We start from the raw sequence: 26,614 nt of genomic DNA, 5'->3' as shown, positions 1-26,614 counted from the left end.
GGTCCGCGGACGGGCACCGGGGCAGCCCCCAGGGTCAGGACGCGGCCAGCACGCCCGTCCAGTACACGGTTCCCGCGCAGGCGTCGGCCACCGTCGCCGTCGCCGAGCCCGAGCCGCCCTCGGGGGTGTACGTCACCGACACGCTCCCGTCGGCCTTGCCGTCCGCGGTGAGCAGCTGGGTCGTGGTGCCGGAGTCGGCCCCCGCGCCGCCGCCCGCGGAGGCGCCGCCCGTGGCGGTGCCGCCCGCGGCGGTCGTGTCACCGCTGGGCGAGGGGTCGGGCGAGGGTCCGCCGGTGCCGCCGCCCGTGGTGCCGCCGGTGGTGGGGCAGGTCTCCGAGGGCACCCAGGCGAACTGCACCTCGTAGGCGGAGGCGGGCGCCAGGGTCAGCGAGGTGGTCTCCAGGGACGGGTCGGGCAGTCCGGCCGCCGCGTCCCCGGCCACGTGCCGTGCGGTGCCGATCTTCGTGGCGTCCGCCGCACCCTGCGGAGTGGTGACCAGAGTGCCGGGACCGACGACGGTGCAGCCGTCCGAGGAGACGTTGGTGACCCGGAAGGAGCCGTAGACCACACCCGTCGAGTCCGGTCCCGCGCTGCTCGCGACGGCCGGGCCGAGCTGTTTGGCCGAACACAGGGGCGGCTCGGCGGCGGTGCTCGTGGAGGGGTCGGTGCCCGGGGCCGTGCCCGTCGCGGCACCGCTCTCCTTGCTCTCGGGCCGCTCCTTCGAGTCCCCCCGCTCCTTGTCCTTGCCCGGCCCCTCGGAGCCGGCGATGCCGCTCTGGCCGCCGGCCGGGTCCTTGCCCTGGGAGGCGCCGCCCTGCGCCTGCGAGGCGTGTCCGGCGACGGAGGGGTCGGCCCCCGGCCCGGTGGTCTGGGAGACGTGCACGAGGGCCGGGACCGCCGTGCCGATGAAGAGGGCGGCGGCCGCCACGCCGACGGCGACCTGGCGCTTGCGGGCCCTGCGGGCGGGTACCGCGCGGCGCAGGTGCTCCAGGGTGCCGTCACTCGGCTCCACGTTCCGGACCGCCTGGTGCAGCATTCTGCGCAGGACCAGCTCGTCGGGGTCGAGTCCGCCGGGCTCCCGGGGGGTCCCCGCTTCCCGAGGTCCGGGACTTCGACCGCCCGGTTCCTGGCCGTCGAGCCCCTGGCCATCGGGGCCGTGCCCGTCGGGGCCGTGATTCACAGTTCCGTTCCCAGCGTATGTGTGCTTGTGCTCGTCGCGGTCCCCGCGCCGTGCGTCGTGGCCGTCGCTCATGCCGGTGCCTCCATGGCCACCCTGAGCGCCGCGATGCCGCGCGAGCCGTATGCCTTGACCGAGCCGAGGGATATGCCGAGCGCCTCGGCGGTCTGCGCCTCGGTCATGTCGGCGAAGTAGCGCAGCACCAGCACCTCGCGCTGGCGGCGCTGCAGCCCCTTCATCGCCTTGATCAGGGAGTCCCGCTCCAGCTGGTCGTAGGCGCCCTCCTCCGCGCTCGCCATGTCCGGCATGGGCTTGGAGAGCAGCTTCAGGCCGAGGATGCGGCGGCGCAGCGCCGAGCGCGAGAGATTGACGACCGTCTGGCGCAGGTAGGCGAGGGTCTTCTCCGGATCGCGGACGCGTTTGCGCGCCGAGTGGACACGGATGAAGGCCTCCTGGACGACGTCCTCACAGGAGGCGGTGTCGTCGAGGAGGAGGGCGGCGAGGCCGAGCAGCGACCGGTAGTGCGTCCGGTACGTCTCGGTGAGGTGGTCGACGGTGGTACCCGCCGCCGCGTCCTCCGCGCCGTCGCGCTGGTTCGATATGCGGGCCGGCCGCGCTGCGGGCATCGGCGCGATCACCGGCATGCCACCGGCCGGACCGGCCACTCGGGGACGGATGGGCCGGACGGGCGGCCGCACGGCGGGGCCACGCGCCGCCGCGGGGAAATCGAGTACCTCTGCCACGCCAGTTGGACACGCCCGCCCCCGTGAGGGTTGTACGTGCCGGGCGTCACGTTCCCGCGCCCGCCGGGAGCCAGCCCGGCTGACGGTGCGTCATAGGCCCTCATTGTCCCCGCTCTTCCCCTATGTCCCATGTGCACGAGCGTCCCCACGCCCGTCCTCGACGTCCCCACGCCGACCACGCGCCTTCGCGCCCTGATGGGTGACCGCAATGACGCTTGCCGCCCTCCGCACGGTTGCGGAGGGCGGGGTGGAAATCCTCTGATGCCACAGGTGTCCGGTACAAGTAGTCCGGACCAACTTCCGGATCACATCTCAGTCGAACTCGGCTCTCAGGCGAACTCGGCGGCGACCAGCTCCGCGATCTGCGCCGTGTTCAGCGCGGCCCCCTTGCGCAGGTTGTCCCCGCAGACGAAGAGTTCCAGCGCCGTCGGGTCGTCCAGGGCCCGCCGCACCCGCCCGACCCACGTCGGATCGGTGCCGACGACGTCGGCGGGGGTCGGGAACTCCCCCGCGGCCGGGTTGTCGAACAGGACGACACCGGGTGCGGTGGCCAGGATCTCCCGGGCCTTGTCGACCGTCACCTCGCCCTCGAAGCGGGCGTGCACGGTCAGCGAGTGCGTGGTGACGACCGGCACCCGCACGCACGTCACCGCCACCGGAAGGTTCGGCAGCCCGAGGATCTTGCGGGACTCGTCCCGGACCTTCATCTCCTCCGAGGACCAGCCGTCCTCGCGCGGCGACCCGGCCCACGGCACGACGTTCAGCGCGACCGGCTCCGAGAACGGCCCGGTGTCGTCGCCGACGGCCCGCCGCACGTCACCGGGGTGGGTCCCCAGCTCGGTCCCGGCAACCAGCGAGAGCTGCCGGCGCAGCGTCTGAACACCGTCCCGCCCGGCCCCGCTCACCGCCTGGTACGACGAGACCACCAGCTCGCGCAGGCCGAACTCGGCGTGCAGCGCGCCCAGCGCCACGATCATGGACAGCGTCGTGCAGTTGGGGTTGGCCACGATCCCGCGCGGCCGCATCCGCACCGCGTGCGGATTGACCTCGGGCACGACGAGCGGCACGTCCGGGTCCATCCGGAAGGCGCCCGAGTTGTCGATCACCACCACCCCCTTGGCGGCGGCGACCGGCGCCCACTGCGCGGAGACCTCGTCGGGCACGTCGAACATGGCGACGTCGACCCCGTCGAAGGCCTCTTCGCTCAGCGCGACGACCTCGACCTCCTCCCCGCGCACGGCCAGCTTGCGGCCGGCCGAGCGCGGGGAGGCGATCAGACGGATGTCGCCCCAGACGTCCGCGTGCTGGGACAGGATCTGGAGCATGACCGCACCGACGGCGCCGGTCGCTCCCACGACGGCCAGGGTCGGCCGCCCGGTGCGCCCGGCACCCGCGATGTCGACCATCAGCGCCCGGTGCCTCCGTAGACCACGGCCTCGTCGCTGTCGGAGTCCAGCCCGAAGGCCGTGTGCACGGCGCGGACGGCCTCGTTCACGTCGTCCTTGCGGGTGACGACCGAGATGCGGATCTCGGAGGTCGAGATCAGCTCGATGTTCACCCCGGCCTCGGAAAGCGCGGTGAAGAAGTCGGCGGTGACGCCCGGGTTGCTCTTCATTCCCGCGCCGACCAGGGAGATCTTGCCGATCTGGTCGTCGTAGCGCAGCGAGTCGAAGCCGATGCCCGCGCGGTTCTTCTCCAGCGCGTCGATGGCCTTGCGGCCCTCGGTCTTCGGCAGGGTGAAGGAGATGTCCGTGAGGCCGGTGGAGGCCGCGGACACGTTCTGCACGACCATGTCGATGTTGACCTGGGCGTCGGCGATCGCCCGGAAGATCGCGGCGGCCTCGCCCGGCTTGTCCGGGACACCGACGACGGTGACCTTGGCCTCGGAGGTGTCGTGCGCGACACCGGAGATCATGGCCTGCTCCACGTGCTTTTCCCCTTGCTTGATCGGCTCGCTGCTCACCCACGTGCCCTGCAGTCCGCTGAAGCTGGACCGGACGTGGATCGGGATGTTGTACCGGCGGGCGTACTCCACACAGCGGTGGAGCAGCACCTTGGAACCGGAGGCCGCGAGCTCCAGCATGTCCTCGAAGGAGATCCAGTCGATCTTCTTCGCCTTCTTCACCACACGCGGATCGGCCGTGAAGACCCCGTCCACGTCGGTGTAGATCTCACAGACGTCCGCGTCGAGCGCGGCGGCGAGAGCGACGGCCGTCGTGTCGGACCCGCCGCGCCCCAGCGTGGTGATGTCCTTGCTGTCCTGGCTCACGCCCTGGAAGCCGGCCACGATGGCGACGTTGCCCTCGTCCACCGAGGTCTTGATGCGTCCCGGCGTCACGTCGATGATCCGGGCCTTGTTGTGGACCGAGTCGGTGATGACTCCGGCCTGGCTGCCGGTGAACGACTGGGCCTCGTGACCCAGGTTTTTGATCGCCATGGCCAGCAGCGCCATGGAGATACGCTCCCCGGCGGTCAGCAGCATGTCGAGTTCGCGCCCTGCAGGGATCGGGGAAACCTGCTCGGCGAGATCGATCAGCTCGTCCGTCGTGTCGCCCATCGCGGAAACGACGGCGACCACCTGGTTGCCGTTCTTCTTCGCTTCCACGATCCGCTTGGCGACGCGCTTGATGCCCTCGGCATCGGCTACGGAGGAGCCTCCGTACTTCTGCACGACAAGGCCCACGTGCGCTCCTCGCTCAATCCGTCTCTTTCCGCACGTACGTACATGTACTGCGGTCGGCTCATTTTACCGAGCGTCCAGGTTTCACCCCTGCGGTATCGCATGGTGAGACCCGGGTACTCGCTCAGGCTGGCTCATGCCCAACGCGACGCGGGTCACTCGGGAAAGTGCCGTGTGTCACACGTTCACAAGTAAGAGACGTCATTCCGCCGCGGTCCCAACGGCAGCGCCGACCGGGCGCCCGCCGTCACTTGACCGGCCGCAGCCCCAGCGGTCCCGCGATCTCCTCCACCATCACCCGGCCCGCCTCCGTCTCCAGGGTGTCGTCGCCCAGGCCCTGGTCGGTGTCCAGGCCGTCCAGCTCCTCCAGGGGCTGGTTCAGGCGGACGTGGGCGACGACCGACTGGAGGGCGCGCAGGGTCGCGGAGGCGGTGGAGCCCCAGTTGGAGAAGTAGGAGAACTGCCACCACCACAGGGCCTCGGTGGTGCGGCCCGCCTTGTAGTGGGCCATGCCGTGGCGGAGGTCGGTGATGACGTCGGTGAGGTCGTCGGAGATACGGGCCGGGACGGGCGCCTTGCGCGGCTCGTAGGGGTCGAAGACCTCGGAGTAGACGTCGATGGGGTCGAGGAGGCGGGCGAGGTTCTCGCGGAGTTCGTCCACGTCCAGCTCGGGGCCCGGGTCGGGCTCGTAGCGCTCGTCGGGGACGATGTCCTCGTGGGCGCCCAGACGGCCGCCGGCCAGCATGAGCTGGGAGACCTCCAGGAGGAGGAAGGGGACGGCCGAGTCCGGCTCGTCGCCCTTGGCGACCTCGGTGACGGCGACCAGGAAGCTCTCGATCTGGTCGGCGATCTGGACGGCGAAGTCGTCCGGGTTCTGGTTCGTCGCGTGCAGCGTGGCGTCAGACATCTAGGAGTCGTCTCCCCTCGAAGGCGCGGCCGAGGGTCACCTCGTCCGCGTATTCCAGGTCGCCGCCCACCGGGAGGCCGCTGGCCAGGCGGGTGACCTTGAGGCCCATGGGCTTGATCATGCGGGCGAGGTACGTGGCCGTGGCCTCGCCCTCCAGATTCGGGTCCGTGGCCAGAATGAGTTCCGTGACCGTGCCGTCCGCGAGGCGGGCGAGCAGTTCACGGATGCGGAGGTCGTCGGGGCCGACTCCGTCGATCGGGCTGATCGCGCCACCGAGCACGTGGTAGCGCCCGCGGAACTCACGGGTGCGCTCGATGGCGACGACGTCCTTCGGCTCCTCCACGACGCAGATGACGGAGGGGTCGCGCCGGGTGTCCCGGCAGATGTTGCACTGCTCCTCCTGCGCGACGTTCCCGCACGTCGCGCAGAAGCGGACCTTGGCCTTCACTTCCATGAGGGCCTGGGCGAGCCGCCGTACGTCGGTCGGTTCCGCCTGGAGGACGTGGAAGGCGATCCGCTGCGCGCTCTTGGGACCGACGCCGGGCAGCCGCCCGAGTTCGTCGATGAGGTCCTGGACCACGCCTTCGTACAACGGACTGCCGTCCTTCCTGGGATTCCTGCACTACGTACGGTAGATGGCTCCGGCCGGTCTGAGAAAGGCGAACTCAGAAAGGCAGGCCGGGGACACCGCCGCCGCCCAGCCCCTGGGCGAGCGGGCCGAGCTTCTGCTGCTGGAGGTTCTGCGCGTTCTCGTTGGCCGCCTGGACGGCCGCCACGACCAGGTCGGCGAGGGTCTCGGTGTCCTCCGGGTCCACCGCCTTCGGATCGATCACCAGGCCGCGCAGCTCGCCGGAACCGGTGACGGTGGCCTTCACCAGGCCGCCGCCGGACTGGCCGTCGACCTCCGTCTGCGCCAGTTCCTCCTGGGCCTTCGCCAGGTCCTGCTGCATCTTCTGGGCCTGCTGGAGCAGCTGCTGCATGTTGGGCTGGCCACCACCGGGGATCACGTTCAGCTCCTGTCGCCGCTGTCGCCGCGGGGTCACCGCGGGTTTTGCCGTTCGGCACGAGCCTACGTGGTCCGTGCGGCCCTCGCTCCAGCACTCTTTCGGGTGACGGCACGGGAGCCCTATACCTGATCAACGACCTCTTCCGGGCGGAAAAGCGACGGAACGCGGGGCCGGGCCACCCATTGGGCGGTAGGAAGGTTCCGGCGTACGAGGTCCGCGGGTCTCTTCAGTCTTCAGGTCGTCACGGACGGTGAGCAGTAGGGAGTGCCGGGTGGGTCAGCCGGAGATGCAGCCCGAGAGGCCGCCGCACGACGGGCGGGGCGGTGAGGGGGCGGCCGGGGTCCGGCCGGGCGACCTGACCGGCCGGGCGTTTCCGCTCGGGGACTGGGCGCTGCCCGCGGAGCGGCTGGACGAGCTGTACCGGTGGGTGGAGCGGGGCGCGCTGGACACGGCGGCCTGGTATCTCGCGGACCGCGTGTGGAAGCGGCGGACGGCCGTGGCGCTGCGGTGCGGGGCCGCGGTGGGGGCGCTGGCCGGGGCGGTGCTGCCGCTGCTGGACATGTCCGGGGCGGTGGGCGGGGCCGCGCCCTGGGGGTACCTGGCGCTGCTGTGCGCGGTGGCGTGCGTGGCGGGGGACCGGTATTTCGGGGTGACGTCCGGGTGGATGCGGGACGTGGCCACGGCGCAGGCGGTGCAGCGGCGGCTGCAGGTGTTCCAGTTCGACTGGGCGTCGGAGAGCGTGCGGGAGGTGCTGGGCCCGGCGGACGGGACGGCCAGCGAGGCGGCCGAGCGGTGCCTCGGGGTGCTGCGGCGGTTCTCCGAGGACGTCACGGAGCTGGTGCGGGCGGAGACGGCGGACTGGATGGTGGATTTCCGCAGCGGGGCCGCTCCGCTGGGGTTGCAGTGGGGGGCGGCCGGCGGGGGCGTGGGGCGGTCCGAGGCGGGGGGTTCTGGGCCGGGGCGGTTCTCCGTGGCGCCGAACGGGGCTCGGCCGAACATGCCCCGGCAGCGGCCGCCGGAGCCTCGATGAGCGTGTGTCTGCGGTGAGCGTGTGAGCGGCGGTGACTGGTCCGGCGTTTCGTGGTGCCCGGCGCGGGTGCGGGAGAGGCCTCCATCGCCCTGGGGGTACCTCCCAGTCCGTTCAGGCACTGGGGGAGGCACGACCGACCGCAGCTGAGGGGTTTACCGCCGGGTGTACGTCAGGCTCTCCCCGCTGTCGTTGTTCACCCGCCGCAGGCTGCCGTCCGGCAGCAGGGTGACCGTGGTGGGCTCACCCGGGGCGCAGGACGTGGCGGGGCCCACCCTCACCGTCGAGGGGTCGATGCTCAGGGGGCCGTCGGAGTCCGGGGCGGTGGACAGGTCGGCCTCGAAGACGCAGTGGTAGGTGCCGCCGCCCGCCGGGCCGTCGGCGACGAGGGAGAGCACCGTGTCGCCCACCTCGCCCTGCTGGATGGTCAGCCGGCGGGTGTGGACGCCGGAGGCGTTGTCGATGGTCGTGGTCCACGTGCCCAGGTACGCCGTCGGGATCGCGCCCTCCCGGGGCGCCGGGGTGGTGGGCCGGTCGGCTTCCGTCGTCGGGGACGAGCCGTCCGGGGTCGGGTCCTGGTTCTCTCCCTGGCCCTGGGACGTGGTGGCCGTCGCGGTGGTCGTGGGGTCGCCGCCGGCCCGGCCGCCGCCGTCCTTGCCGCTCATCAGCGCGTAGACCGAGCCTCCGGCCCCCAGCGCCACCACCAGGGCGACCACGGCCAGGAGCGCGGTGGAACGGCCTCTCCCGGACCGCTCGTGGGGCGGGCCGTACGGCGGCGGCCCGTAGGGCGGGGTGCCGTGCGGCGGCGGCCCGTAGGGCGGGGTCGAGCCGAGGCCGCCGTACGGGTGGTGGCCCTGCGGCGGCGCACCGAAGACCGGGGCGGCGGCGTGGCCGCGGGGGGCGGCGGGCGGGGGTGCCGGGGGGTTCTGGCCCGCGACGAGGGTGGGGAGGTGGTTCAGCGGGGCTCCGGCACCGGCGCCACTGCCCGGTTCGCGGGGCGGCGGCGGACCGGCCGGTCCGCCTTCGGGAGCCGGGGGCCGGTCCGGGCCGTCGTGCTGCGGGACCGCCGCCGGTGACTGCGGGTCCTCCGTGTCCAGCAGCCGTACCGCGTGCCGGCCGAGCTGGGCGACCAGCGCGCCGGGCAGCCACGGGTCGTGGGAGCGGCCGTCGGCGACCGTGTCCTGGGCACCGGTGCGGGCCAGCACCTCGGCGAGGCCCGGGCGGGCGGCGGGGTCCTTCTTCAGGCAGTCGCGCACGAGGTCGGCGATGCCCTCGGGCACCCGGTCGAGGTCGGGCTCCTCCTGCGCGATGCGGAACATCAGCGCGTGCACGCCGCTGTTGGCGGTGCCGAAGGGCAGCCGGCCGGTGGCGGCGTAGGCGACGACGGAACCGAGGCAGAAGACGTCGCAGGCGGGCGTGACGCGGTCGCCGCGCACCTGCTCGGGCGCCATGAAGCCGGGCGAGCCGACCAGCGCGCCGGTCCGGGTGAGGCCGCCGTCGGTCACCGTCTGCAGGGCCCGCGCGATGCCGAAGTCGATGACCCGGGGGCCGTCGATGGTGACGAGCACGTTGGACGGCTTGAGGTCGCGGTGGACGATCCCGGCCTCGTGGATGTCCTGGAGGGCGTGGGCGAGCCCGGCGGCCAGGGTCCGCACCGAGCGTTCCGGCAGCGCGCCGTGGTCGTGCCCCACGACCTGCTGGAGGCTGGGCCCCGCGACGTACCCGGTGGCGACCCAGGGCACGGCGGCCTCGGTGTCGGCGTCCAGTACGGGCGCGGTCCAGTGGCCGCCGACCCGCCGCGCGGACTCGACCTCCTTGCGGAACCGCTCCCGGAACTCCTCCTGCGCGGCCAGTTCCTCGCGCACCAGCTTCACGGCGACCGTGCGTCCGCGGTCCGAGCGGGCCAGATAGACGTGGCCCATGCCTCCCGCGCCGAGCCTCCCCAGCAGCCGGTAGGCCCCGATGTGCCGCGGGTCCCCGTCCCCGAGCTTCTGCATGCTGCGCCGCCTTCCCCCCGAACGTGAGCGACAGACCGAGGATAGTGCGGGGCGGGCCCACGAGGAGCCGGTCCGCCTCTACGGTTCCGTAACGGGGCGGGCGACCCGGTCCGGCACCGCGTCGACAACCTGTCGCGGAAAGCCCCCGTCCACAGACAGGACGCCGATTCCGTTTCCGCATCGCGGACATCTACGCTCGGCCGCATGACCCCTCAGCCCGATCCCCAGGCCGGCGCCGCCGTGAAGGCGGCGGACCGCTCGCACGTCTTCCACTCCTGGTCCGCGCAGGAGCTCATCGATCCGCTCGCCGTCGCCGGCGCCGAGGGGTCGTACTTCTGGGACTACGAAGGGAAGCGCTACCTCGACCTCGCCAGCGGTCTCGTCTACACCAACATCGGCTACCAGCACCCCAAGGTCGTCGCCGCGATCCAGGAGCAGGCGGCGCGGATGACGACCTTCGCGCCCGCGTTCGCCGTCGAGGCGCGCTCCGAGGCGGCTCGGCTGATCGCCGAGCGGACGCCCGGCGACCTGGACAAGATCTTCTTCACCAATGGCGGGGCGGACGCCGTCGAGCACGCCGTGCGCATGGCGCGGCTGCACACCGGCCGGCCGAAGGTGCTGTCGGCGTACCGCTCGTACCACGGCGGCACCCAGCAGGCGATCAACCTCACCGGCGACCCGCGCCGCTGGGCCTCGGACAGCGGCACCGCCGGTGCCGTGCACTTCTGGGCGCCCTTCCTGTACCGCTCGCGCTTCTACGCCGAGACCGAGGAGCAGGAGTGCGCGCGGGCCCTGGAGCACCTGGAGACGACGATCGCCTTCGAGGGCCCCGGGACCGTCGCCGCGATCATCCTGGAGACGATCCCGGGCACGGCGGGGATCATGATGCCGCCGCCCGGCTATCTGGCCGGGGTGCGGGAGATCTGCGACAAGTACGGGATCGTGTTCGTGCTGGACGAGGTCATGGCCGGGTTCGGGCGGACCGGTACGTGGTTCGCCGCCGACCTGTACGACGTCGTGCCCGACCTGATGACCTTCGCCAAGGGCGTGAACTCGGGCTACGTCCCGCTGGGCGGCGTCGCGATCTGTGCCGAGATCGCCGCGACGTTCGCCGAGCGGCCCTACCCGGGCGGCCTGACGTACTCCGGTCACCCGCTGGCCTGCGCCGCCGCGGTCGCCACCATCGAGGTGATGGAGGAGGAGGGCATCGTCGAGCACGCGGCGCGGCTCGGTGCCGAGGTCGTCGAGCCCGCGCTGCGGGAGCTGGCCGAGCGGCACCCGAGCGTCGGCGACGTGCGCGGGACCGGCATGTTCTGGGCGCTGGAGCTGGTGAGGAACCGGGAGACCCGGGAGCCGCTGGTGCCGTACAACGCGACCGGGCAGGCGGCCACCCCGATGTCCGCGTTCGCCGCCTCGGCCAAGGCCCACGGTGTGTGGCCGTTCGTGAACATGAACCGGACCCACGTCGTCCCGCCCTGCAACGTCTCCGAGGCCGAGCTGAAGGAGGGTCTGGCGGCCCTGGACACGGCACTGTCCGTGGCGGACGAGTACACCGAGTAAGGGCCTGCCCGCTTACGGGCAGGAAAGCGACCCGAGCGCGTAAGGTGGCGTGCTCGTACACCGCGGACAGGTGTACGAGCACGCCACAGACGTGTGTACGAGTACACCCACGCGTACGCGGACGCACGAGTGCGCCCCGTACGCGACCGAGGAGACCGCCCGACCATGCCCGGCCCCAGCCGCACCGGTGCCGTCACGCGCAGCACCCTGCGGCAGCAGATCGCCGACGCGCTCCGCGACGAGGTGCTGTCCGGGCGGCTCCAGCCGGGGCAGGAGTTCACGGTCAAGGAGATCGCCGAGCAGTACGGGGTGTCCGCGACGCCCGTGCGCGAGGCGCTGGTCGACCTGTCCGCGCAGGGGCTGCTCGACGCCGACCACCACCGCGGGTTCCGGGTGCACGAGTACTCGGTCGACGACTTCCGGGGGATGGTCGAGGCGCGCAGTCTCGTCATCGGCGGGATGTTCCTCGCGCTGGAGGGCGCCCGGCGGGGCGGGCCGGACCCGGACGACCCGCGGGTCGCCGCCGCCCTCTCCGGGGTCCGCCGGCGCGGCGAGGAGGCCCAGCGGGCCGCCGCGGCCGGGGACCTGACCGTCCTCATCGGCTACGACCTGCGCTACTGGCGCGAGTTGGCCGTGCTCTTCGGCAACCCCTACCTCTCCGACTTCCTGCACCGGCTGCGCGTGCAGAGCTGGGTGTGCACGGTGCAGCACCTGCGCCGGCTCAGCGACCTGCGCGGCACCCTCTGGTCGGGGCACACCGAACTGGTCGACGCCCTCGCCCGCCGCGACGCACCGGCCGCCCGTGCGCTGATCGACGCGTACAACGCCCACTCGCTCGCCCTGATCGAGCGCCTCGCCCGGCGATGACCGCGATGACCAACGCCCGAGGTGTCGTGGCCGGGCCCCAGATGGGTATGTGACCTGCACGCACCACACGACCGCGCCCCATGGACCGACTACGCTGCCCTGACCACCGTGCTGTGTGAGGAGCTCTCTTTTGGCCTGTGACCTGTGGCTGGTACCGCTCGTCGACGTCCTGTGCCACACGCCGGACAACCCGTTCGCCGAGGAACTCGCGCAATACGACAAGGTGCTGGCCGAGGCCGGGCTGCCGCCGGTGCCGGTGTACCAGTACATGCCGGGGCTGTCCGGCGAGGTCGCGCCGGTGGCCGGTTTCGACTATGACGCCCTGCACTTCCTGCGCCGGGCGTACCTGCTCCAGGTGTGCGGGCTGCCGGTGACGCCGGTGGACGAACTCGGCGGTGACTACGAGCAGTTGCTGGAGATGTTCGAGGCGACGGCCCAGCAGTCGCACCTGGTCTGGCACTACGACCACGCGGGCGCCTACGTCCCCGTCGACTTCCCGCACCCGCTCGCCAGCGACGAACTCCTCGCGGGCGGCGGCCCCCTGGGCTCCTCGCACACCCTGCTGCGGGAGCTGGAGACCGTCGCCCCGGCCCTCGGCATCGATCCGGCCAACCCCCCGGCACCGCCCGCGCCGCCGCTCGCCCCGACGGAGCTGGAGGAGCCGGCCGTTCCCGCGCCGTACGACGCCGGCCCCTTCGCCCGTGAGCGGCACGTGTGGCTGGGGCTGCACGCGGCGGCCACCCGGAGCCTGGCGCAGGGCTCGATGATCGTGTTCAGCTGATCCGCCGACGGGCGGTCAGCGGAGCTGGGAGAGTCCCTTCGCCAGGTCGTCGCCGTTCATGATCGGGCAGACGTCGACCTCGGCGTTCAGCTCCATGAGGAACGGTTCTCCGATCGGCGGCAGCTGCGAGCTGTCCTGCATGTCGAAGACCAGCAGGGCGGTCCGCCGTCCGTCGAGGGTGCCGAAGTAGGCGGCCTCCGGCTTGACGTGGTCGACGGTCTCCTTGATCAGGTCCGCCATCCTGCCGCTGCGGATCACCTCGTTGGACTTCTCGGTGTCCAGCGTCGCCTTGAGCAGCACGCGCATCGCACTCACCTTCTTCTGCCGACGCGGCGTGTACACCCTCAGCCTATGCACCCATGCCTGAGATGTGCAGTTCGCGCAGCCGGTCCGGTTCCGCGACCACGTCGATTCCGGTGATGCGGTCGTCGTCCGCGAAGGTGAAGCGGAGCACCACGCGCAGCCTGCCGTGCTCGGCCATCGCCAGGCCGGTCCGGCCGTCCACCAGGACCACGCCGGTGAACCGCGCCCGCGCCATCGAGGCCATCGCACCCCGCGCGACCTGCTCGACGCCGGAGACGGCGAAGGGCTCGGGGGTCGGGACGACCGCCGCGTCGGCGCGCAGGACCACGTCCGGGTGGAGCAGGGAGACCAGCGCGTCGAAGTCACCGCCCCGGGTGGCCGCCAGGTACGCGTCGACCGCGCGGCGCCGGCGGGGCGGGTCGGCGTCGGGCGCGGGGACGCCCCGGACCCGGCGGCGGGCGCGGCTGGCCAGCTGGCGGGTGGCGGCGGGGGTCTTGCCGAGCATCGCGGCGATGTCGTCGAAGGGGACGTCGAACATGTCGTGCAGGACGAAAGCGAGCCGTTCGGCGGGGCCCAGGGTGTCCAGCACGATCAGCAGCGCGATGCCGACCTCGTCGGCGAGCTGGGCCTCCTCGGCGGGGTCGGGTCCGGTCGTTCCCGTCCGCGACCCGTCCTCCAACGGCTCCTCACGGCGGGTGTCGCGGGCGCGCAGCATGTTGAGGCAGACGCGGGCGACGACGGTCGTGAGCCAGCCGGAGAGGTTCTCCACCTGCGAGGTGTCCGCGCGTTCGGCGCGCAGCCACGCGTCCTGGAGGGCGTCGTCGGCCTCGCCGAGGGAGCCGAGGATGCGGTACGCGACGGCGCGCAGCCGGGGGCGGTCCCGCTCGAAGTGGAGCGCCATCACGTCGGGTCGTCCGGGCACCGTACGGCTTCCCTCCGCGTTCTCGGGGTCCTCGGGTCGTCACCCCAGTGAATCACCGGACCCCCGGCGCCCTCAGCGGATCAGACAGATCCCCGGCGGCCACAGCACCCCGTCCGCCAGCAGCAGCGACGGTCCCAGGTGTACGGGACACACCCGCAGCGGCGTCCTGAGGTGCCGGGCGACCTCGAAGCGGGCCGGGTCGCCGCAGCCGTCCGGGACACCCGGGTCACCCTCGCCGCCGTACGGGCCCTGGCAGGAAGCGGCGTGGACACGGTCGGTCATGCCCACGATCCGACACCACACCCCGCGCCGGCGCCCGGCGGAGGGGGCCGAACGGTGGGAGAGCCCCTGCCTACGGGGCGATCTCGGCGTCCTGGAGGCCGACGCACTTGCGCTCCTGCGGTATCCACTTCACGGCGGGGTCCAGCGCGGCGAGGACGCCGCCCACCTCCTCGCGCGGTCCGGTGTAGGTGAGCTCGACGGCCGGGGAGCGGCCGTAGGTCCGCAGCACGCTCACGCCGTCGCTCTTGAGCCGCTTCTCGTCCAGCACCCAGTCGACGCCGTCGGCCGTGACGCAGAGGTTGATGTTGGGCGGCAGTTCCTCGGCGCCGCAGCGGAACACCGCCTTCTGGCCGCCCCAGGAGGCGACGCCGTCGCCGAGGGCCCAGTCGTGCGAGGCGCCGGGTATGTCGTCGGGGAGGCGGTCGACCACCTTGCCGCACTTGGCGTCGTCCGCGTGCGGGGCGGCGGAGACGCGGTGGCCGTCGACGTAGAGGAGCCCGCCGGTGACGGCGACGACCGCGACGGTCAGCCAGATCCACATCCGGGTGGTGGGCTTGCGCATGTTCCGATCCGCTCCGCGCTGTATGTCCGCCGCTGACACCGGCCAGCGTATCGGGCGCCCGTACGCCGGCGGCCGGGGCCCCGAGCGGGTCCCCGGCCACCGGCCTGCCTCCTCGGTCCCCTACAGGAACGAGTTGATCTCGATCGTCTCGTCCCGGCCCGGACCGACGCCGATCGCGGAGATCGGGGCGCCGGACATCTCCTCCAGCGCCTTGACGTACGCCTGGGCGTTCTTCGGCAGCTCGGAGAAGGACTTCGCCTTGCTGATGTCCTCCGACCAGCCGGGGAGCATCTCGTAGACCGGCTTCGCGTGGTGGAAGTCGGACTGCGAGTACGGCAGCTCCTCGACGCGCTTGCCGTCGATCTCGTAGGCGACGCAGACCGGGATCTGCTCCCAGCCGGTGAGGACGTCGAGCTTGGTGAGGAAGAAGTCGGTGAGGCCGTTGACGCGGGTGGCGTAGCGGGCGATCACCGCGTCGAACCAGCCGCAGCGCCGGTCGCGGCCGGTGGTGACGCCGCGCTCGCCGCCGATGCGGCGCAGGGCCTCGCCGTCCTCGTCGAAGAGTTCGGTCGGGAACGGGCCGGCGCCGACGCGGGTCGTGTACGCCTTGAGGATGCCGATGACCCGGCTGATCTTCGTCGGGCCCACGCCGGCGCCGGTGCAGGCGCCGCCCGCGGTCGGGTTCGACGAGGTGACGAAGGGGTACGTGCCGTGGTCGATGTCGAGCAGCGTGCCCTGGCCGCCCTCGAAGAGGACCACCTTGTCGTCGTCGAGGGCCCGGTTGAGGACCAGGACGGTGTCGGCGACGTACGGCGCGAGCTTGTCCGCGTAGCCCAGCAGCTCCTCGACGACCTGGCCGGTGGCGATGGCGCGGCGGTTGTAGAGCTTGGTGAGCATCTGGTTCTTGACGTCCAGCGCCGCTTCGACCTTCTGGGTGAGGATCGACTCGTCGTAGAGGTCCTGGACGCGGATGCCGACGCGGTTGATCTTGTCGGCGTAGGTCGGGCCGATGCCGCGACCGGTGGTTCCGATCTTGCGCTTGCCGAGGAAGCGTTCCGTCACCTTGTCGACGGTCACGTTGTACGGCGTGATGATGTGCGCGTTTCCACTGATCAGGAGCTTGGACGTGTCGACGCCTCGCTCGTTCAGCCCGCTCAGCTCGGAGAACAGGACCGACGGGTCGACGACGACGCCGTTACCGATGACCGGCGTGCAGCCGGGGGAGAGAATCCCGGAAGGGAGCAGGTGGAGGGCGTACTTCTGATCGCCCACGACTACCGTGTGGCCGGCGTTGTTGCCGCCCTGGTAGCGCACCACATAGTCGACGGAGCCACCGAGCAGGTCCGTCGCCTTTCCCTTGCCTTCGTCACCCCACTGAGCACCGAGCAGCACAAGTGCGGGCACGCGCGTACACCCCTTCCGGGCGGGGCATGTCCATGGTCGAGGGCGTACGCGGAGGGGATCCACCGCGTGCACCGCGACCGTCGTTGGCCGCCAACCGTCGGACCGGATGCCCCGGAATAGACGAAGCCCCTGGCGCAATAGCGCAAGGGGCTCTTGCACAAAGATGCTACCCGAGGAAGCGAGGCATGGCCGAGGTGGCGACTTCCGCGAGCTCTTCCGCGAACTCTTCCGCGAGGTCCGATCAGCTTCTGGTGGTCGTCGATCCGGTCGCCCGACGGGCGGACGGGGAGTCCGTCCGGATCGCCAAAGACGTGCTCAGCGCGGGTGCGTCGAGCACGAAGGTGTGTCTGCCGGACGGCCCGGAGGAGTTCGCGCGGGCCCTGCGGCGGCGGGGCTCGCGGCGGCCGGTGGTGGTCGGCGACGACCGGGCGCTGCTGCGTGCCGTGGCCCTGCTGCACCGGCACCGGGAGCTGGCGGCGTGCGGCCTGTCCGTGGTGCCGGTGGGACCGGTGCTGGGCCTCACCCGGTCGCTGGGGCTGCCGTCGGGCGCGGTGGCGGCGGCACGGGCGGTGCTGGACGGAGCGGAACGGCGCCTGGACCTGCTCGTCGACGACAGCGACGGGGTGGTGCTGGGAGCGGTGGGGATTCCGCCGGTCGCGGAGCACCAGGACGAGGGGGCGTTCGTGGACCCGGACGACGACGAAGCGCCGGACGGGCCGCGCCCGGCGGCCGCGCCGGCGCGGCCCTGGCTGCGGACCTGCCAGTCCCTCGTCCGGACGCTGGCGTCCGCACGGCCGGTGCGGGCGGCGGCTCCGGGGGCGGCCGGTCCCTCCCGGCTGCGGGTGGAGGTCGACGGCGTGACGCTGGTGGATCTGGACCAGCCGGTCGAGGGGGTCTCGGTGGTGCCGGGTGCCGGCGGAATGGCCGAGGTGGAGGTGCGGCCGCCGGCGTGGGGCGCGCAGGCGTCGCCGCTGACGGCACGGGGGCGGACGGTGACCGTGTCGGGGGCGCACTTCCGGTACCGGGCCGACGCGGTGGTGTCGGGGCCGGTGCGGACGCGGACGTGGGTGGTGCGGGAGGGAGCCTGGGGGCTGACGCTGCCGGCGGGGTAGGGCCGCGGGTCAGGGGGCCTGGAAACCGGCGGTGACCAGCAGGCAGTCGAGCGGAGCGGGGATGGGGGGCTTCTCGCCGAACGGCCGGGTGATGCGCGACTCGTACCCCTTGGCGGACGGCGTCCACAGGACGGTGGCCTGCTCCTCCTGCACGTCGAGGAGCAGGTGGACGGGGACGCCGGGGCGTCCGTACGTCTCGTCCTTGTCGGTCAGGTCATCGTCGCGGGTGGACGAGGAGGTCAATTCGGCGACGAAGACGAAGGCGAGGGCTTCTCCGTCCATGTGGGAGCTGGTGCTTCGGCTGACGCTCCGGCGCGACACGTGGATGTCGGGTCCGTAAGCGCGCTCCACCCCCGGAAAGACGTACCGGAAGGGACCGGAGCTGATCCGGTGTTCCTCGGCGTGGCGGACCGGTCACGCCCGCCCGAACCGTTCCTCCCGGTGCACCCGCCAGCGCTCCATCATCTCGGCGATCTCCCCGTCGATGAACTCGAAGAAGGCCAGCGTCTCGGCCATGCGGCGGCCCGCCGGGGTGTCCGCGCCGAGGCTGGCCACGCCCTCGCGCAGGGCGCCCTCCCAGCGCTTGAGGATGGCCTCGCGGTTGGTCAGTGCCTCGTACCACTGGTCGCTGTGCACCCGGTACCGCTCGCGGCGTGAACCCGGTTCCCGCTCGCGCGAGACCATGTGCTGCTGGGCGAGGTAGCGCACGGCGCCGGACACCGCGGCGGGGCTGACCTGGAGCCGGGTGCCGAGCTCGGCCGAGGTCAGCGCGCCCGAGTCGGAGGACAGCAGCGCGGCGAAGACCCGGGCGGGCATGCGCTGCATCCCGGCCTCGACGAGCTGGGCGGCGAAGCCCTCCACGAACTGCGACACCGCCTGCGGATCGCGCTCCCGCTCCGTCGGCTCCGCGGCTTCCCTCATGCTTCGATCATCCCTCACATCCTGACGCTTTCTTAACTTCACAAATTTGTGAAGTTAGCGTACGTTCCAAATTATGACCAAGGCAATCAGCGTCTCCGGACTCCACAAGTCGTTCGGCCGGACGCGCGCGCTGGACGGCCTCGACCTGGCCGTCGAGGCCGGCGAGGTCCACGGTTTCCTCGGCCCCAACGGCGCCGGCAAGTCCACCACCATCCGCGTCCTGCTCGGCCTGCTGCGGGCCGATTCCGGCGCCGCCCAGGTCCTGGGCATGGACCCGTGGGCGCAGGCGGTCGAGCTGCACCGCCGCCTCGCCTACGTCCCCGGCGACGTCGAGCTGTGGCCGAACCTGACCGGCGGCGAGGCCATCGACCTGCTGGCGCGGCTGCGGGGCGGTCTGGACCGACGGCGCAGGGACGAGCTGGTCGAGCGGTTCGGGCTGGATCCGACCAAGAAGGGCCGGGCCTACTCCAAGGGCAACCGGCAGAAGGTCGCCATCGTCGCCGCGCTCGCCTCCGACGCCGAGCTGCTGCTCCTTGACGAGCCGACCGCCGGCCTGGACCCGCTCATGGAGGTCGTCTTCCAGGACGTCATCACCGAGGCCAAGGCCGCGGGCAAGACCGTCCTGCTCTCCAGCCACATCCTGGCCCAGGTGGAGAAGCTCGCCGACCGGGTCAGCATCATCCGGCTCGGCCGGATCGTCCAGTCCGGCACCCTCGGCGAACTGCGGCACCTGACCCGCACCACCATCGAGGCGGAGACCGAGCGCCCCGCATCCGGCCTGGACGCGCTGCCCGGCGTCCACGACCTGCGGGCCGACGACGGCCGCGTCCGCTTCGCCGTAGACGGCGGCGAGGTCGACGGCGCGGTCCGCAAGCTCACCGAGTTCGGCATCCGCAGCCTGGTCAGCCACCCACCGACCCTGGAGGAGCTCATGCTCCGCCACTACGACGACGCCCTGCCCGCCGCCGACCGGCAGGGCTCGGACGGCGCTCCCGGGACCGGAGCCGCGCGATGAGCTCCACGACCGCCGCCTCCACCGCCAGGACCACGGCGCGCCCCGGGCCTTCCGCCGGCCGCTCGGGGACGCTGGCCGGCACCGGCACGCTCATCCGCTTCGCCCTGCGCCGCGACCGCGTCCGGCTCCCCGTGTGGATCCTGGCGCTGCTGCTGGGCACCCTGTCGACCGCGAACAGCTACGCCGAGCTGTACGGCACGCCCGAGGACCGGGCGAACGCCGTCGAGACCATGGGCAGCCCGGCCGGTCTCGCCATGTCGGGCCCGCGCCACTACCTCGACGCCTACACCTCCGGCGCCATGCTCGGCCACCAGATGCTCGGCTTCATGGCCGTCCTCGTCGGCCTCATGAGCGTCCTGACCGTCACCCGGCACACCCGCGCCGAGGAGGAGACCGGCCGGGCCGAGCTGCTGCGCTCCACGGTCGTCGGCCGGCACGCCCACCTCGCCGCCGCCCTCTGGGTCGCGGCCCTGGCCAACCTCGTCCTCGCCGCGCTGCTGGCGCTCGCACTGGCCGGCCTCGGCGTCGAGGGCATCGACGCGGGCGGGTCGCTGCTGTACGGCGCCTGCCACGCCGCCGCCGGTCTCGTCTTCGCCGCCGTCGCCGCGATCACCGTCCAGCTCACCGCGCACGCGCGCGGCGCCGGCGGTATGGCCCTCGCGGCCATCGGCGCCGCCTACGTGCTGCGCGCGGCCGGTGACAGCGGCGAGAACGGCGCCCTGTCCTGGCTCTCCCCGATCGGCTGGGTGCAGCGCACCTACGTCTACGTCGACGACGACTGGTGGCCGCTGCTGCTCTGCCTCGCCCTGGCGGCGGTGTGCGCGGCGACGGGCTTCGTGCTCTCCGCCCGGCGGGACGTGGGCGCGGGCATCCGGCCGGAGAAGCTGGGCCGGCCGGTCGCCTCCGGCGCGCTCGGCACCCCGCTCGGCTTCGCGTTGCGCCTGCACCGCGGCATGCTCGCCGGCTTCGGCGCGGGCCTGTTCCTGATGGGCGCGATGTACGGGTCGATCCTCGGTCAGGCCGAGGACATGCTGAAGGACATCGACCAGCTCCAGGAGGCCCTGGACCGCATCGGCGGCTCCGGGATGGCGGAGGCCTTCGCGTCGATGGTGATGGTGGTCGTCGCGGTGGTCGCCGCGGTCTACGCCGTGATGGCCGCGCTGCGGACCCGCGCCGAGGAGAGCGCGGGACGCGCCGAGCCGCTGCTCGCCACCGGACTGTCGCGGGGCCGCTGGGCCGGCAGTCACCTGGCGGTGGCGGCGGTCGGCGGCACGCTCGTGCTGCTCCTGGCCGGCCTCGGCTTCGGCGTCGCGGGCGCCGCCTCCACCGGCGACGGCATCCTGGTGCCGAGGCTGGTGGGCGCGGCCCTCGCCTACGCGCCCGCCCTGTGGGTCACGGTCGGGGTGGCGGCGGTGCTGTTCGGCTGGTTCCCGAAGGCGAGCGCGGCGGCGTGGATCGTGCCGGTGTACGCCTTCCTGGTCGGCTACCTCGGCCAGATCCTCCAGTTCCCCGGCTGGATGAACGACCTCTCCCCCTTCGGCCACATCCCCCGGCTCCCCGCCGGGGACATGGACTGGACGCCACTGCTGGTGCTGACCCTCGTCGCGGCCGGACTGGCGTGGCTGGCACTGGTGGGCTTCCGGCGCCGGGACCTGGAGACGAAGTAGACGGGCGGGGGCCGGTCTCCGGGTTCACACCTCGACGGCCAGCCCCTTCAGGCCCCGGATGACGAAGTTGGGTTTGCGCTCCGGCTCGGCGGCGAGCCGGAGCGCCGGCGCGTGCTCCAGCAGGGCGGTCACGGAGGCGGACAGCTCGATACGGGCCAGCGGCGCGCCGATGCAGTAGTGGATGCCGGCGCTGAAGGAGATGTGCGGGTTGTCGCGGCGGGTGAGGTCCAGGCGGTCCGGGGCCGTGAAGACCGCCGGGTCGTGGTTGGCGGAGCCGAAGAGCATCGCCACCTCCGCGCCCCTCGGGATCGCCGTCCCGTCGATCTCGATCTCGTCCAGTACCCAGCGTTCGAAGAGCTGGAGCGGGGTGTCGTAGCGCATCAGCTCCTCCACGGCGGTCGGCACCAGGGAGTGGTCCGCGCGGAGGGCGGCGAGCTGGGCCGGGTTGCGGAAGAGCGCCCACCAGCCGTTGACCGTGGCGTTCACCGTCGCCTCGTGGCCGGCGTTCAGGAGAAGGGCACAGGTGGAGACCATCTCCTGCTCGGTGAGGCGGTCGTCGTCCTCGTCGTGGGCGGCGATCAGTCCGGAGACCAGGTCGTCGCCGGGCTTCTCGCGGCGGGCCGCGATGAGGGCGCGCAGGTACTCCGAGAACTCGAGCGACGCGCGCACCGCCCTGGTCGCCGTCTCCTCGGACGGGTTGAGCTCGTACATCCCGCAGATCTCCGCCGACCAGGGGCGCAGCGGGGCGCGGTCCGACTCCGGGATGCCCAGCATCTCGGCGATCACGGCGACCGGGAGCGGTTCGGCGAGGTCGGTCAGCAGATCGCCGCCACCGGCCTCGACGAGACGGCCGACCAGCTCGTCGGCGAGGGAGCGGACGTACGGCTTCAGCCGCTCCACCGTCCGGGGCGTGAAGGCCTTCGACACCAGGCGCCGGATGCGGGTGTGGTCCGGCGGCTCCAGGTCGAGCATCCCGTGGTCGTTGAGGGTGCGGAAGGGCTCGTGCTCCGGGGGCGGCGGGGTCCGGCCGAAGTCCTCGTGCGTGTACCGGTGCGTGTAGGTCCGGCCGAGGCGGCGGTCGCGCAGGAGCGCCGAGACGTCCGCGTGGTGCGGGACCAGCCACTGGTCGGTCGGCTCGTGGTAGTGGACGCGGCCCCGCTCCCGCAGCTCGGCGTAGCCCGGGTAGGGGTCGGCGACGAACGACGGGTCCCACGGGTCGAAGCTGTCGCGGTCGAAGGCGGCCATGGACGGACGCTAGCCGGTGGCGCCCAGGCTGAACAGGGGGCTGGGTGACGGCCCGCTCCGCCCCCTTCCCCTTCAGCCCGGCGTCACCAGCCGCGCCTCGTACGCGAACACCGCCGCCTGCGTGCGGTCCCGCAGGCCCAGCTTCACCAGGACGCGGCTGACGTGCGTCTTGATCGTCGACTCGGCGACCACCAGGCGCTCGGCGATCTCCCCGTTCGACAGGCCCTGCGCGATCAGCACCAGCACCTCCGTCTCCCGCTCGGTCAGGTCGCCGTAGGCCGCCTGCGCCTGGGGCATCAGGCGCGGGCCGTCGGACAGCTTCGAGAACTCGGTGATCAGGCGCTTGGTGATCGAGGGGGCGAGCAGGGCCTCACCGGCTGCCACCACCCGGACGCCGTCGGCGAGCTGGCGGGCCGAGGCGTCCTTGAGGAGGAAGCCGGAGGCGCCCGCGCGCAGCGCCTGGTACACGTACTCGTCGAGGTCGAAGGTGGTCAGGACGAGCACCTTCGCGGTCCCGTCGGCGGCGATGATCTCGCGCGTCGCCTCGATGCCGTTCAGCTCCGGCATGCGGATGTCCATCAGGACCACGTCGGGGGCGAACTCGCGCACCTTCGCGACCGCCTCCCGCCCGTTGACCGCCTCGCCGACGACCTCGATGTCCGGCATCGCGTTGAGCAGGACCGAGAAGCCCTCGCGGACCATCATCTGGTCGTCGGCGATCAGTACGCGGATCGTGCTCCCGGTCATGCGTCACCCTCGTTCGGCGCGGTGACCGGCAGGAACACCGCCACCTCGTAGCCCCCGTCGTCGGTGGGGCCGGCCGTCATCTCGCCGTTCAGCATCGTCACCCGCTCCCGCATGCCGGTGATGCCGTGCCCGGCGCCCGGCGAGGGCTTGACCAGGGACGGTTCCGGCATCGGCCCGTTGACGATTCTCAGGCCGAGACCGCCCAGCACGTAGGAGATCTCCACGCGGGCGGTGGCGCCGGGCGCGTGCCGCAGGCTGTTGCTCAGCGCCTCCTGCACGATCCGGTACGCCGACAGCTCCACGCCCGGCGGCAGCTCGCGCACCGCGCCGGTCACCGCCTTGTCCACGCTCAGACCCGCGTCCCGGACGTTGCCGAGCAGGGCGTCGAGGTCGGCGAGCGTGGGCTGCGGGGCGTCCGGGGCCTCGTAGTCCTCGGCGCGGACGACGCCCAGGACGCGGCGCAGCTCGGTCAGGGCCGCGACCGCGTTCTCCCGGATGGTGGCGAAGGCGCGCTCCAGCTCCGGCGGCGGATTCTCCACCCGGTAGGGCGCGGCCTCGGCCTGGATGGCGACCACCGACATGTGGTGGGCGACCACGTCGTGCAACTCGCGCGCGATGTTGGTGCGCTCCTCCAGCAGGGTGCGCCGGGACCGCTCGTGCGCGGTGACCGTCTGCTGGGCGGTCACCTGCTGCCGGGCGGTCTGCCGGACGTGCCAGAGACAGACCACGAGCAGGGCGAACGCGGACGTCACCATCATGGGCCCGCTGTTGGTGTAGTAGTACGACCCGCCGAAGGCGACGTCCGAGAGGAAGCCGTACACACAGGTCAGGGCCCACATCCAGACAGCGGTGCGGGGACGGGTGCGCAGCGCCACGACGATCAGCACCGCGAGGTGGCAGACGAACGCGCCGGGCATCCACGGCCAGTCCAGACCGTCGCCGTTGATGAGCGCGACCAGCGGGGTCACCGCCAGGGACAGCCAGAACGCGCCGATGGGCCGGACCAGCGTCGCGAGCACCGGCAGGGCGCACAGGATGCCGGACAGCAGGGCCGGTACGTCACCGCCGGGCAGGCCGCCCGAGACCGAGCCGACGGCCAGGGCCAGCAGCGCGGTCGCCCCCACCACGGCGTGCGGGAGGTGCTGCGCGTACTGCGGCAGCCGGCCGGGCAGCCGGCGGACGAACGGGCCGTCCGTGCGCCGGGGCGGCAGCGGCCGGTAGGCGAAGGGGTCGTGGAACAGGTCTTGGCGCAGTCCCCGCAGGGCATTCCGGAACAGCCGGTACTCCGGGCTGCGGGTCGCCCCGTCCCCGTGCTGCGGGTGAGTCGTCTCGGTCACGCTCACACCGTAGGCCGACCGGGTGAGGGCGGTCGTCACCAGTGAGAGGGGTCCTTCGGTGTCCGCCTCAGGTACTACGAGGGCCACGACGCCTCACTCCTCAGTACCCGGAGGGGCGTACCAGGCCCGTCTCGTACGCGAAGACCGCCGCCTGGGTGCGGTCCCTGAGGCCGAGCTTCACCAGGATCCTGCCCACGTGGGTCTTCACCGTCTGCTCCGCGACCACCAGCCGCTGGGCGATCTCCGCGTTCGACAGCCCCTGGGCGATCAGGGCGAGCACCTCAGGGAGAGGGAGCCGGGGGCGAAGTAGTCGCTGTGGCCGCCGTCGCCGGCCGCGAAGACCCGGGCGCCGAAGTCCGGGGAGACCGGGTCGGTGCCGAAGCCGACGGTGGTGCCGAAGAGGTCGGCGCTGAGGTGCGGGACGTGCTCCACCCAGTCGTCGGCGCCCCGCGCCGCCCAGACCCTGGCCCTCGTGTGCAGCCCGGCGGCCGAGTCGGCGCCGGTGCCGGGGCTGCCGAGCAGGGCGATGTCGGTGACGTCCAGGCCGTCCGCGGCCCGGGCGCAGACGACCGAGCCGTAGGAGTGGCAGAGGAGGGCGAGGGAAGTGCCCGGGCCGGTGATGTCGCGCAGGTCGTCGACGAGGGCGCGCAGTTCCGGGGCGGCCCGGTCGGCGCGGTCGGTGGTGGCGACCGCGGTGCTGACGGTGCCCGGTGTCTCGTAGCCCAGCCAGGCCACGACCGCCGTACCGGTGCCTTCGGGAGCTGTCGCGGCGAGCTGCCGGTGCAGGGCGAGGGCGGCGGCGCGGAACCGGCCGTAGGTGTCGAGGCTGGTGTCGGAGCCCGGGACGAGGACGGCGACGCGGTCGGCGTGAGCGAGGTCGCCGAGAACCTCCGTGGCCAGTCCGGCGCCCCGGCCGTCGAAGGCGAGCAGCCGCCGGGACGGGTCGGCCATCGCACGGTCCGCCGCCGCGCGGTGACGGTCGCCGTGGTCGGCGGCCATCCGGGAGGCCTCGGCGGCGTTGGCCCGGTTGGCGGCGTACGCCTCCTCCAGCGTGCCGGCCGTCGGGGCCGCGTGCGCGGCGGGCGGCGGGGCGGGGACCTCGGGTTGCGCGGCGCCGGAGAGCGGGAGGACCACGGCGCCACAGATGAGCGCGGCGAGGACGGTACGGCGCCCTCTGCTCACGCGCCGCCGCCAACGTACCGTCGTCCCGGGCGCCATGGCCTCTCCCTTCCGGCTCGCCCGCCCATCGGGCTTGTCTGAAAGGGAAGTTATGGACCGAGCCGGGTAACCTGCGTCCCGCTCGGGAGCTCACTCGCCGAGTAGCTCTCAGGTACTACGGGTATGCCCCAGAGCCCAGAGCCCAGAGCACCGGGCCCCGAGCTCACCAAGCCAGCTGCGCGATCTCCTCCGCGACCACCGCGCACGCGTCCGCCGCCGGATCGATCAGCGGGAAGTGGCCGACGTCCTCCAGCAGCGTCAAGCCCACCACCTCCCCCGCCTTCGCCGCCGCGTCGGCGTACGCCTCCGCGACCGCCTGCGGTACGTCCACGTCGGCACGCCCCTGCACGAGGGCCGTCGCGATACCGGTGGGCAGCAGCAGGGAGGGGTCGGCATAAGGCCGCCGCTCCTCGAAGAACCGTTCCCCGCCGAGGAGTTGAAGGGCAGCGCCCCCGCACACGTCCATCTTCCCGGCGACCCCGAAGTCGGCGATCGGCGCGAGGGCGACGACACCTCGCAGGGGCGCCGGACGGTCCAGGCGCCAGGGCGCGTCGGCGGGCAGCAGGTGCCGGGCCGCCGCCCACAGCGCGAGGTGGCCGCCGGCGGAGTGGCCGGTGAGCACCGTGCGGCCCGGATCGGCCCCGGGGAGGTGCTGCCGTACCAGCGCGGGCAGCGCGTCGAGCGCGGCGGCCACGTCGTCGAAGGTGTCGGGCCAACGCCCGGCGACCGGACCGCCCACGCCTCCGCCCCCGGCTTCCCCCTCCGCACCGCGCCGGTACTCCACACTGGCCACGGCGAATCCCCTGTGGGCCAGGAAGTCCGCGAACGGGCTGACATGGCGGCGGTCGTACGGCGCCCGCCACGAGCCTCCGTGCAGCACCACCACGACGGGCGAGGGACCACCCGGCCCTCCGGCTCCGCGCGGCAGGTAGAAGTCGATCACCTGGTCGGGATGGTCGCCGTATCCCGCGGCGCTGTCCGGGCCGACCGCCGGACGGGACAGGGCCGACTTCTCCTCCGCGGCGGCCCGCCCGGCCGAGGTGCCCGGTTCTGCGGCGGCGTCCGGCATGCTGCAACCTCTCAGCGACGACACGGTGTTGGCGGACCGGGGGTGGGGATTCGGCCGTTGGCGG

The 26,614-nt window shown here is 72.8% G+C and carries 27 protein-coding genes and 1 pseudogene; 7 read left to right on the top strand and 21 right to left on the bottom strand.

Annotated elements, in window-relative coordinates; all coding sequences use genetic code 11:
- Positions 1-34: 34 nt before the first annotated feature.
- The 7 genes from ACFW47_RS10900 to ACFW47_RS10870 all read right to left on the bottom strand — a co-directional run bounded on the left by ACFW47_RS10900 (position 35) and on the right by ACFW47_RS10870 (position 6,514).
- Positions 35-1,036 (bottom strand): hypothetical protein, encoded by a 1,002-nt coding sequence (locus ACFW47_RS10900; protein WP_386305532.1) that lies wholly within the window; start codon positions 1,034-1,036, stop codon positions 35-37.
- Positions 1,037-1,248: 212 nt separating this feature from the next.
- Positions 1,249-1,821 carry a SigE family RNA polymerase sigma factor gene (locus tag ACFW47_RS10895; RefSeq protein ID WP_073726487.1) on the bottom strand — a complete coding sequence of 191 codons (573 nt, stop codon included), beginning with the start codon at positions 1,819-1,821 and terminating at the stop codon, positions 1,249-1,251.
- A gap of 428 nt (positions 1,822-2,249) precedes the next feature.
- A complete protein-coding gene (locus ACFW47_RS10890) occupies positions 2,250-3,326 on the bottom strand; it encodes an aspartate-semialdehyde dehydrogenase (protein WP_386279693.1) in 1,077 nt (358 codons plus the stop codon).
- Complete coding sequence (locus tag ACFW47_RS10885; protein ID WP_361211868.1) at positions 3,326-4,603, bottom strand: aspartate kinase; 1,278 nt, start codon at positions 4,601-4,603, stop codon at positions 3,326-3,328. Before ACFW47_RS10885 ends, ACFW47_RS10890 begins: the two co-directional genes overlap by 1 nt.
- A gap of 244 nt (positions 4,604-4,847) precedes the next feature.
- On the bottom strand, positions 4,848-5,507 hold the full coding sequence (locus ACFW47_RS10880; protein WP_073726475.1) for a DUF5063 domain-containing protein: 660 nt from the start codon (positions 5,505-5,507) through the stop codon (positions 4,848-4,850).
- Positions 5,500-6,099 carry a recombination mediator RecR gene (gene recR / locus ACFW47_RS10875; protein WP_031042987.1) on the bottom strand — a complete coding sequence of 200 codons (600 nt, stop codon included), beginning with the start codon at positions 6,097-6,099 and terminating at the stop codon, positions 5,500-5,502. The genes ACFW47_RS10880 and recR overlap by 8 nt, the downstream gene beginning before the upstream one ends.
- A 73-nt stretch (positions 6,100-6,172) precedes the next feature.
- The gene (locus tag ACFW47_RS10870; protein ID WP_386305530.1) at positions 6,173-6,514 is read right to left on the bottom strand and encodes a YbaB/EbfC family nucleoid-associated protein; all 342 of its coding nucleotides are present in this window, start codon (positions 6,512-6,514) and stop codon (positions 6,173-6,175) included.
- 271 nt (positions 6,515-6,785) lie between these two features.
- On the opposite strand from ACFW47_RS10870, the gene ACFW47_RS10865 reads away from it, so the two are divergent.
- Complete coding sequence (locus ACFW47_RS10865; RefSeq protein WP_386305528.1) at positions 6,786-7,544, top strand: SLATT domain-containing protein; 759 nt, start codon at positions 6,786-6,788, stop codon at positions 7,542-7,544.
- Between the two features lie 152 nt (positions 7,545-7,696).
- Here ACFW47_RS10865 and ACFW47_RS10860 read toward each other — a convergent pair whose 3' ends face one another.
- Positions 7,697-9,538 (bottom strand): serine/threonine-protein kinase, encoded by a 1,842-nt coding sequence (locus ACFW47_RS10860; protein ID WP_386305527.1) that lies wholly within the window; start codon positions 9,536-9,538, stop codon positions 7,697-7,699.
- A 204-nt stretch (positions 9,539-9,742) separates the two neighbouring features.
- Between ACFW47_RS10860 and ACFW47_RS10855 the strand changes: the two genes are divergently transcribed.
- The 3 genes from ACFW47_RS10855 to ACFW47_RS10845 all read left to right on the top strand — a co-directional run bounded on the left by ACFW47_RS10855 (position 9,743) and on the right by ACFW47_RS10845 (position 12,746).
- Entirely contained in the window at positions 9,743-11,098 is a 1,356-nt protein-coding gene (locus ACFW47_RS10855; protein WP_386279701.1) for an aspartate aminotransferase family protein, read from the top strand.
- Between the two features lie 165 nt (positions 11,099-11,263).
- A complete protein-coding gene (locus ACFW47_RS10850) occupies positions 11,264-11,965 on the top strand; it encodes a GntR family transcriptional regulator (protein ID WP_386279703.1) in 702 nt (233 codons plus the stop codon).
- A 130-nt stretch (positions 11,966-12,095) separates the two neighbouring features.
- A complete protein-coding gene (locus ACFW47_RS10845; RefSeq protein ID WP_386279705.1) occupies positions 12,096-12,746 on the top strand; it encodes a hypothetical protein in 651 nt (216 codons plus the stop codon).
- 15 nt (positions 12,747-12,761) lie between these two features.
- Here ACFW47_RS10845 and ACFW47_RS10840 read toward each other — a convergent pair whose 3' ends face one another.
- The 5 genes from ACFW47_RS10840 to ACFW47_RS10820 all read right to left on the bottom strand — a co-directional run bounded on the left by ACFW47_RS10840 (position 12,762) and on the right by ACFW47_RS10820 (position 16,219).
- Complete coding sequence (locus tag ACFW47_RS10840) at positions 12,762-13,052, bottom strand: hypothetical protein (protein ID WP_386279708.1); 291 nt, start codon at positions 13,050-13,052, stop codon at positions 12,762-12,764.
- Positions 13,053-13,095: 43 nt separating this feature from the next.
- Entirely contained in the window at positions 13,096-13,950 is an 855-nt protein-coding gene (locus ACFW47_RS10835; RefSeq protein WP_386305666.1) for a sigma-70 family RNA polymerase sigma factor, read from the bottom strand.
- 93 nt (positions 13,951-14,043) lie between these two features.
- A complete protein-coding gene (locus tag ACFW47_RS10830) occupies positions 14,044-14,253 on the bottom strand; it encodes a hypothetical protein (protein ID WP_386279711.1) in 210 nt (69 codons plus the stop codon).
- Between the two features lie 70 nt (positions 14,254-14,323).
- Complete coding sequence (locus ACFW47_RS10825; protein ID WP_386305525.1) at positions 14,324-14,815, bottom strand: DUF3515 family protein; 492 nt, start codon at positions 14,813-14,815, stop codon at positions 14,324-14,326.
- Positions 14,816-14,935: 120 nt separating this feature from the next.
- Positions 14,936-16,219: an adenylosuccinate synthase gene (locus tag ACFW47_RS10820; RefSeq protein WP_386279717.1), complete on the bottom strand. Its 1,284-nt coding sequence runs from the start codon at positions 16,217-16,219 to the stop codon at positions 14,936-14,938.
- A 185-nt stretch (positions 16,220-16,404) separates the two neighbouring features.
- Here ACFW47_RS10820 and ACFW47_RS10815 point away from each other — a divergent pair, with 185 nt between their 5' ends.
- Positions 16,405-17,331, top strand: a complete 927-nt coding sequence (locus ACFW47_RS10815; protein ID WP_386305523.1) for a diacylglycerol kinase — start codon at positions 16,405-16,407, stop codon at positions 17,329-17,331.
- A gap of 9 nt (positions 17,332-17,340) precedes the next feature.
- Here ACFW47_RS10815 and ACFW47_RS10810 read toward each other — a convergent pair whose 3' ends face one another.
- Together ACFW47_RS10810 and ACFW47_RS10805 are read right to left on the bottom strand one after the other, a co-directional pair.
- A complete protein-coding gene (locus tag ACFW47_RS10810) occupies positions 17,341-17,718 on the bottom strand; it encodes a Uma2 family endonuclease (protein WP_386305664.1) in 378 nt (125 codons plus the stop codon).
- A 27-nt stretch (positions 17,719-17,745) separates the two neighbouring features.
- Positions 17,746-18,252: a GbsR/MarR family transcriptional regulator gene (locus tag ACFW47_RS10805; protein WP_386279721.1), complete on the bottom strand. Its 507-nt coding sequence runs from the start codon at positions 18,250-18,252 to the stop codon at positions 17,746-17,748.
- A 73-nt stretch (positions 18,253-18,325) separates the two neighbouring features.
- Between ACFW47_RS10805 and ACFW47_RS10800 the strand changes: the two genes are divergently transcribed.
- Together ACFW47_RS10800 and ACFW47_RS10795 are read left to right on the top strand one after the other, a co-directional pair.
- Positions 18,326-19,267: an ATP-binding cassette domain-containing protein gene (locus tag ACFW47_RS10800; protein ID WP_386305522.1), complete on the top strand. Its 942-nt coding sequence runs from the start codon at positions 18,326-18,328 to the stop codon at positions 19,265-19,267.
- Positions 19,264-20,934 carry an ABC transporter permease gene (locus tag ACFW47_RS10795; RefSeq protein ID WP_386305520.1) on the top strand — a complete coding sequence of 557 codons (1,671 nt, stop codon included), beginning with the start codon at positions 19,264-19,266 and terminating at the stop codon, positions 20,932-20,934. The genes ACFW47_RS10800 and ACFW47_RS10795 overlap by 4 nt, the downstream gene beginning before the upstream one ends.
- A 24-nt stretch (positions 20,935-20,958) precedes the next feature.
- Here the strand turns inward: ACFW47_RS10795 and ACFW47_RS10790 are convergent, their stop codons facing one another.
- From ACFW47_RS10790 to ACFW47_RS10765, 6 genes and pseudogenes are all read right to left on the bottom strand, one after another.
- Positions 20,959-22,179, bottom strand: coding sequence for a cytochrome P450 (locus ACFW47_RS10790; RefSeq protein ID WP_386305518.1), 1,221 nt, complete (start codon positions 22,177-22,179; stop codon positions 20,959-20,961).
- 72 nt (positions 22,180-22,251) lie between these two features.
- Positions 22,252-22,926 (bottom strand): response regulator, encoded by a 675-nt coding sequence (locus tag ACFW47_RS10785; protein WP_386279729.1) that lies wholly within the window; start codon positions 22,924-22,926, stop codon positions 22,252-22,254.
- Positions 22,923-24,350 (bottom strand): sensor histidine kinase, encoded by a 1,428-nt coding sequence (locus ACFW47_RS10780; protein WP_386279732.1) that lies wholly within the window; start codon positions 24,348-24,350, stop codon positions 22,923-22,925. The genes ACFW47_RS10785 and ACFW47_RS10780 overlap by 4 nt, the downstream gene beginning before the upstream one ends.
- A 13-nt stretch (positions 24,351-24,363) precedes the next feature.
- Positions 24,364-24,549, bottom strand: a pseudogene (locus ACFW47_RS10775) (response regulator transcription factor); the annotation flags it as partial.
- The gene (locus ACFW47_RS10770) at positions 24,531-25,481 is read right to left on the bottom strand and encodes an alpha/beta hydrolase (RefSeq protein ID WP_386279734.1); all 951 of its coding nucleotides are present in this window, start codon (positions 25,479-25,481) and stop codon (positions 24,531-24,533) included. The pseudogene ACFW47_RS10775 and the gene ACFW47_RS10770, both read right to left, overlap by 19 nt.
- Before the next feature lie 163 nt (positions 25,482-25,644).
- The gene (locus ACFW47_RS10765) at positions 25,645-26,550 is read right to left on the bottom strand and encodes an alpha/beta hydrolase (protein WP_386279736.1); all 906 of its coding nucleotides are present in this window, start codon (positions 26,548-26,550) and stop codon (positions 25,645-25,647) included.
- Positions 26,551-26,614 lie beyond the last annotated feature (64 nt).

Source organism: Streptomyces sp. NPDC058796 (assembly GCF_042745235.1).
Lineage (GTDB): Bacteria > Actinomycetota > Actinomycetes > Streptomycetales > Streptomycetaceae > Streptomyces.
Note: the sequence above shows the minus strand (reverse complement) of the source record. Positions and strands in the feature narration are given on the sequence as shown.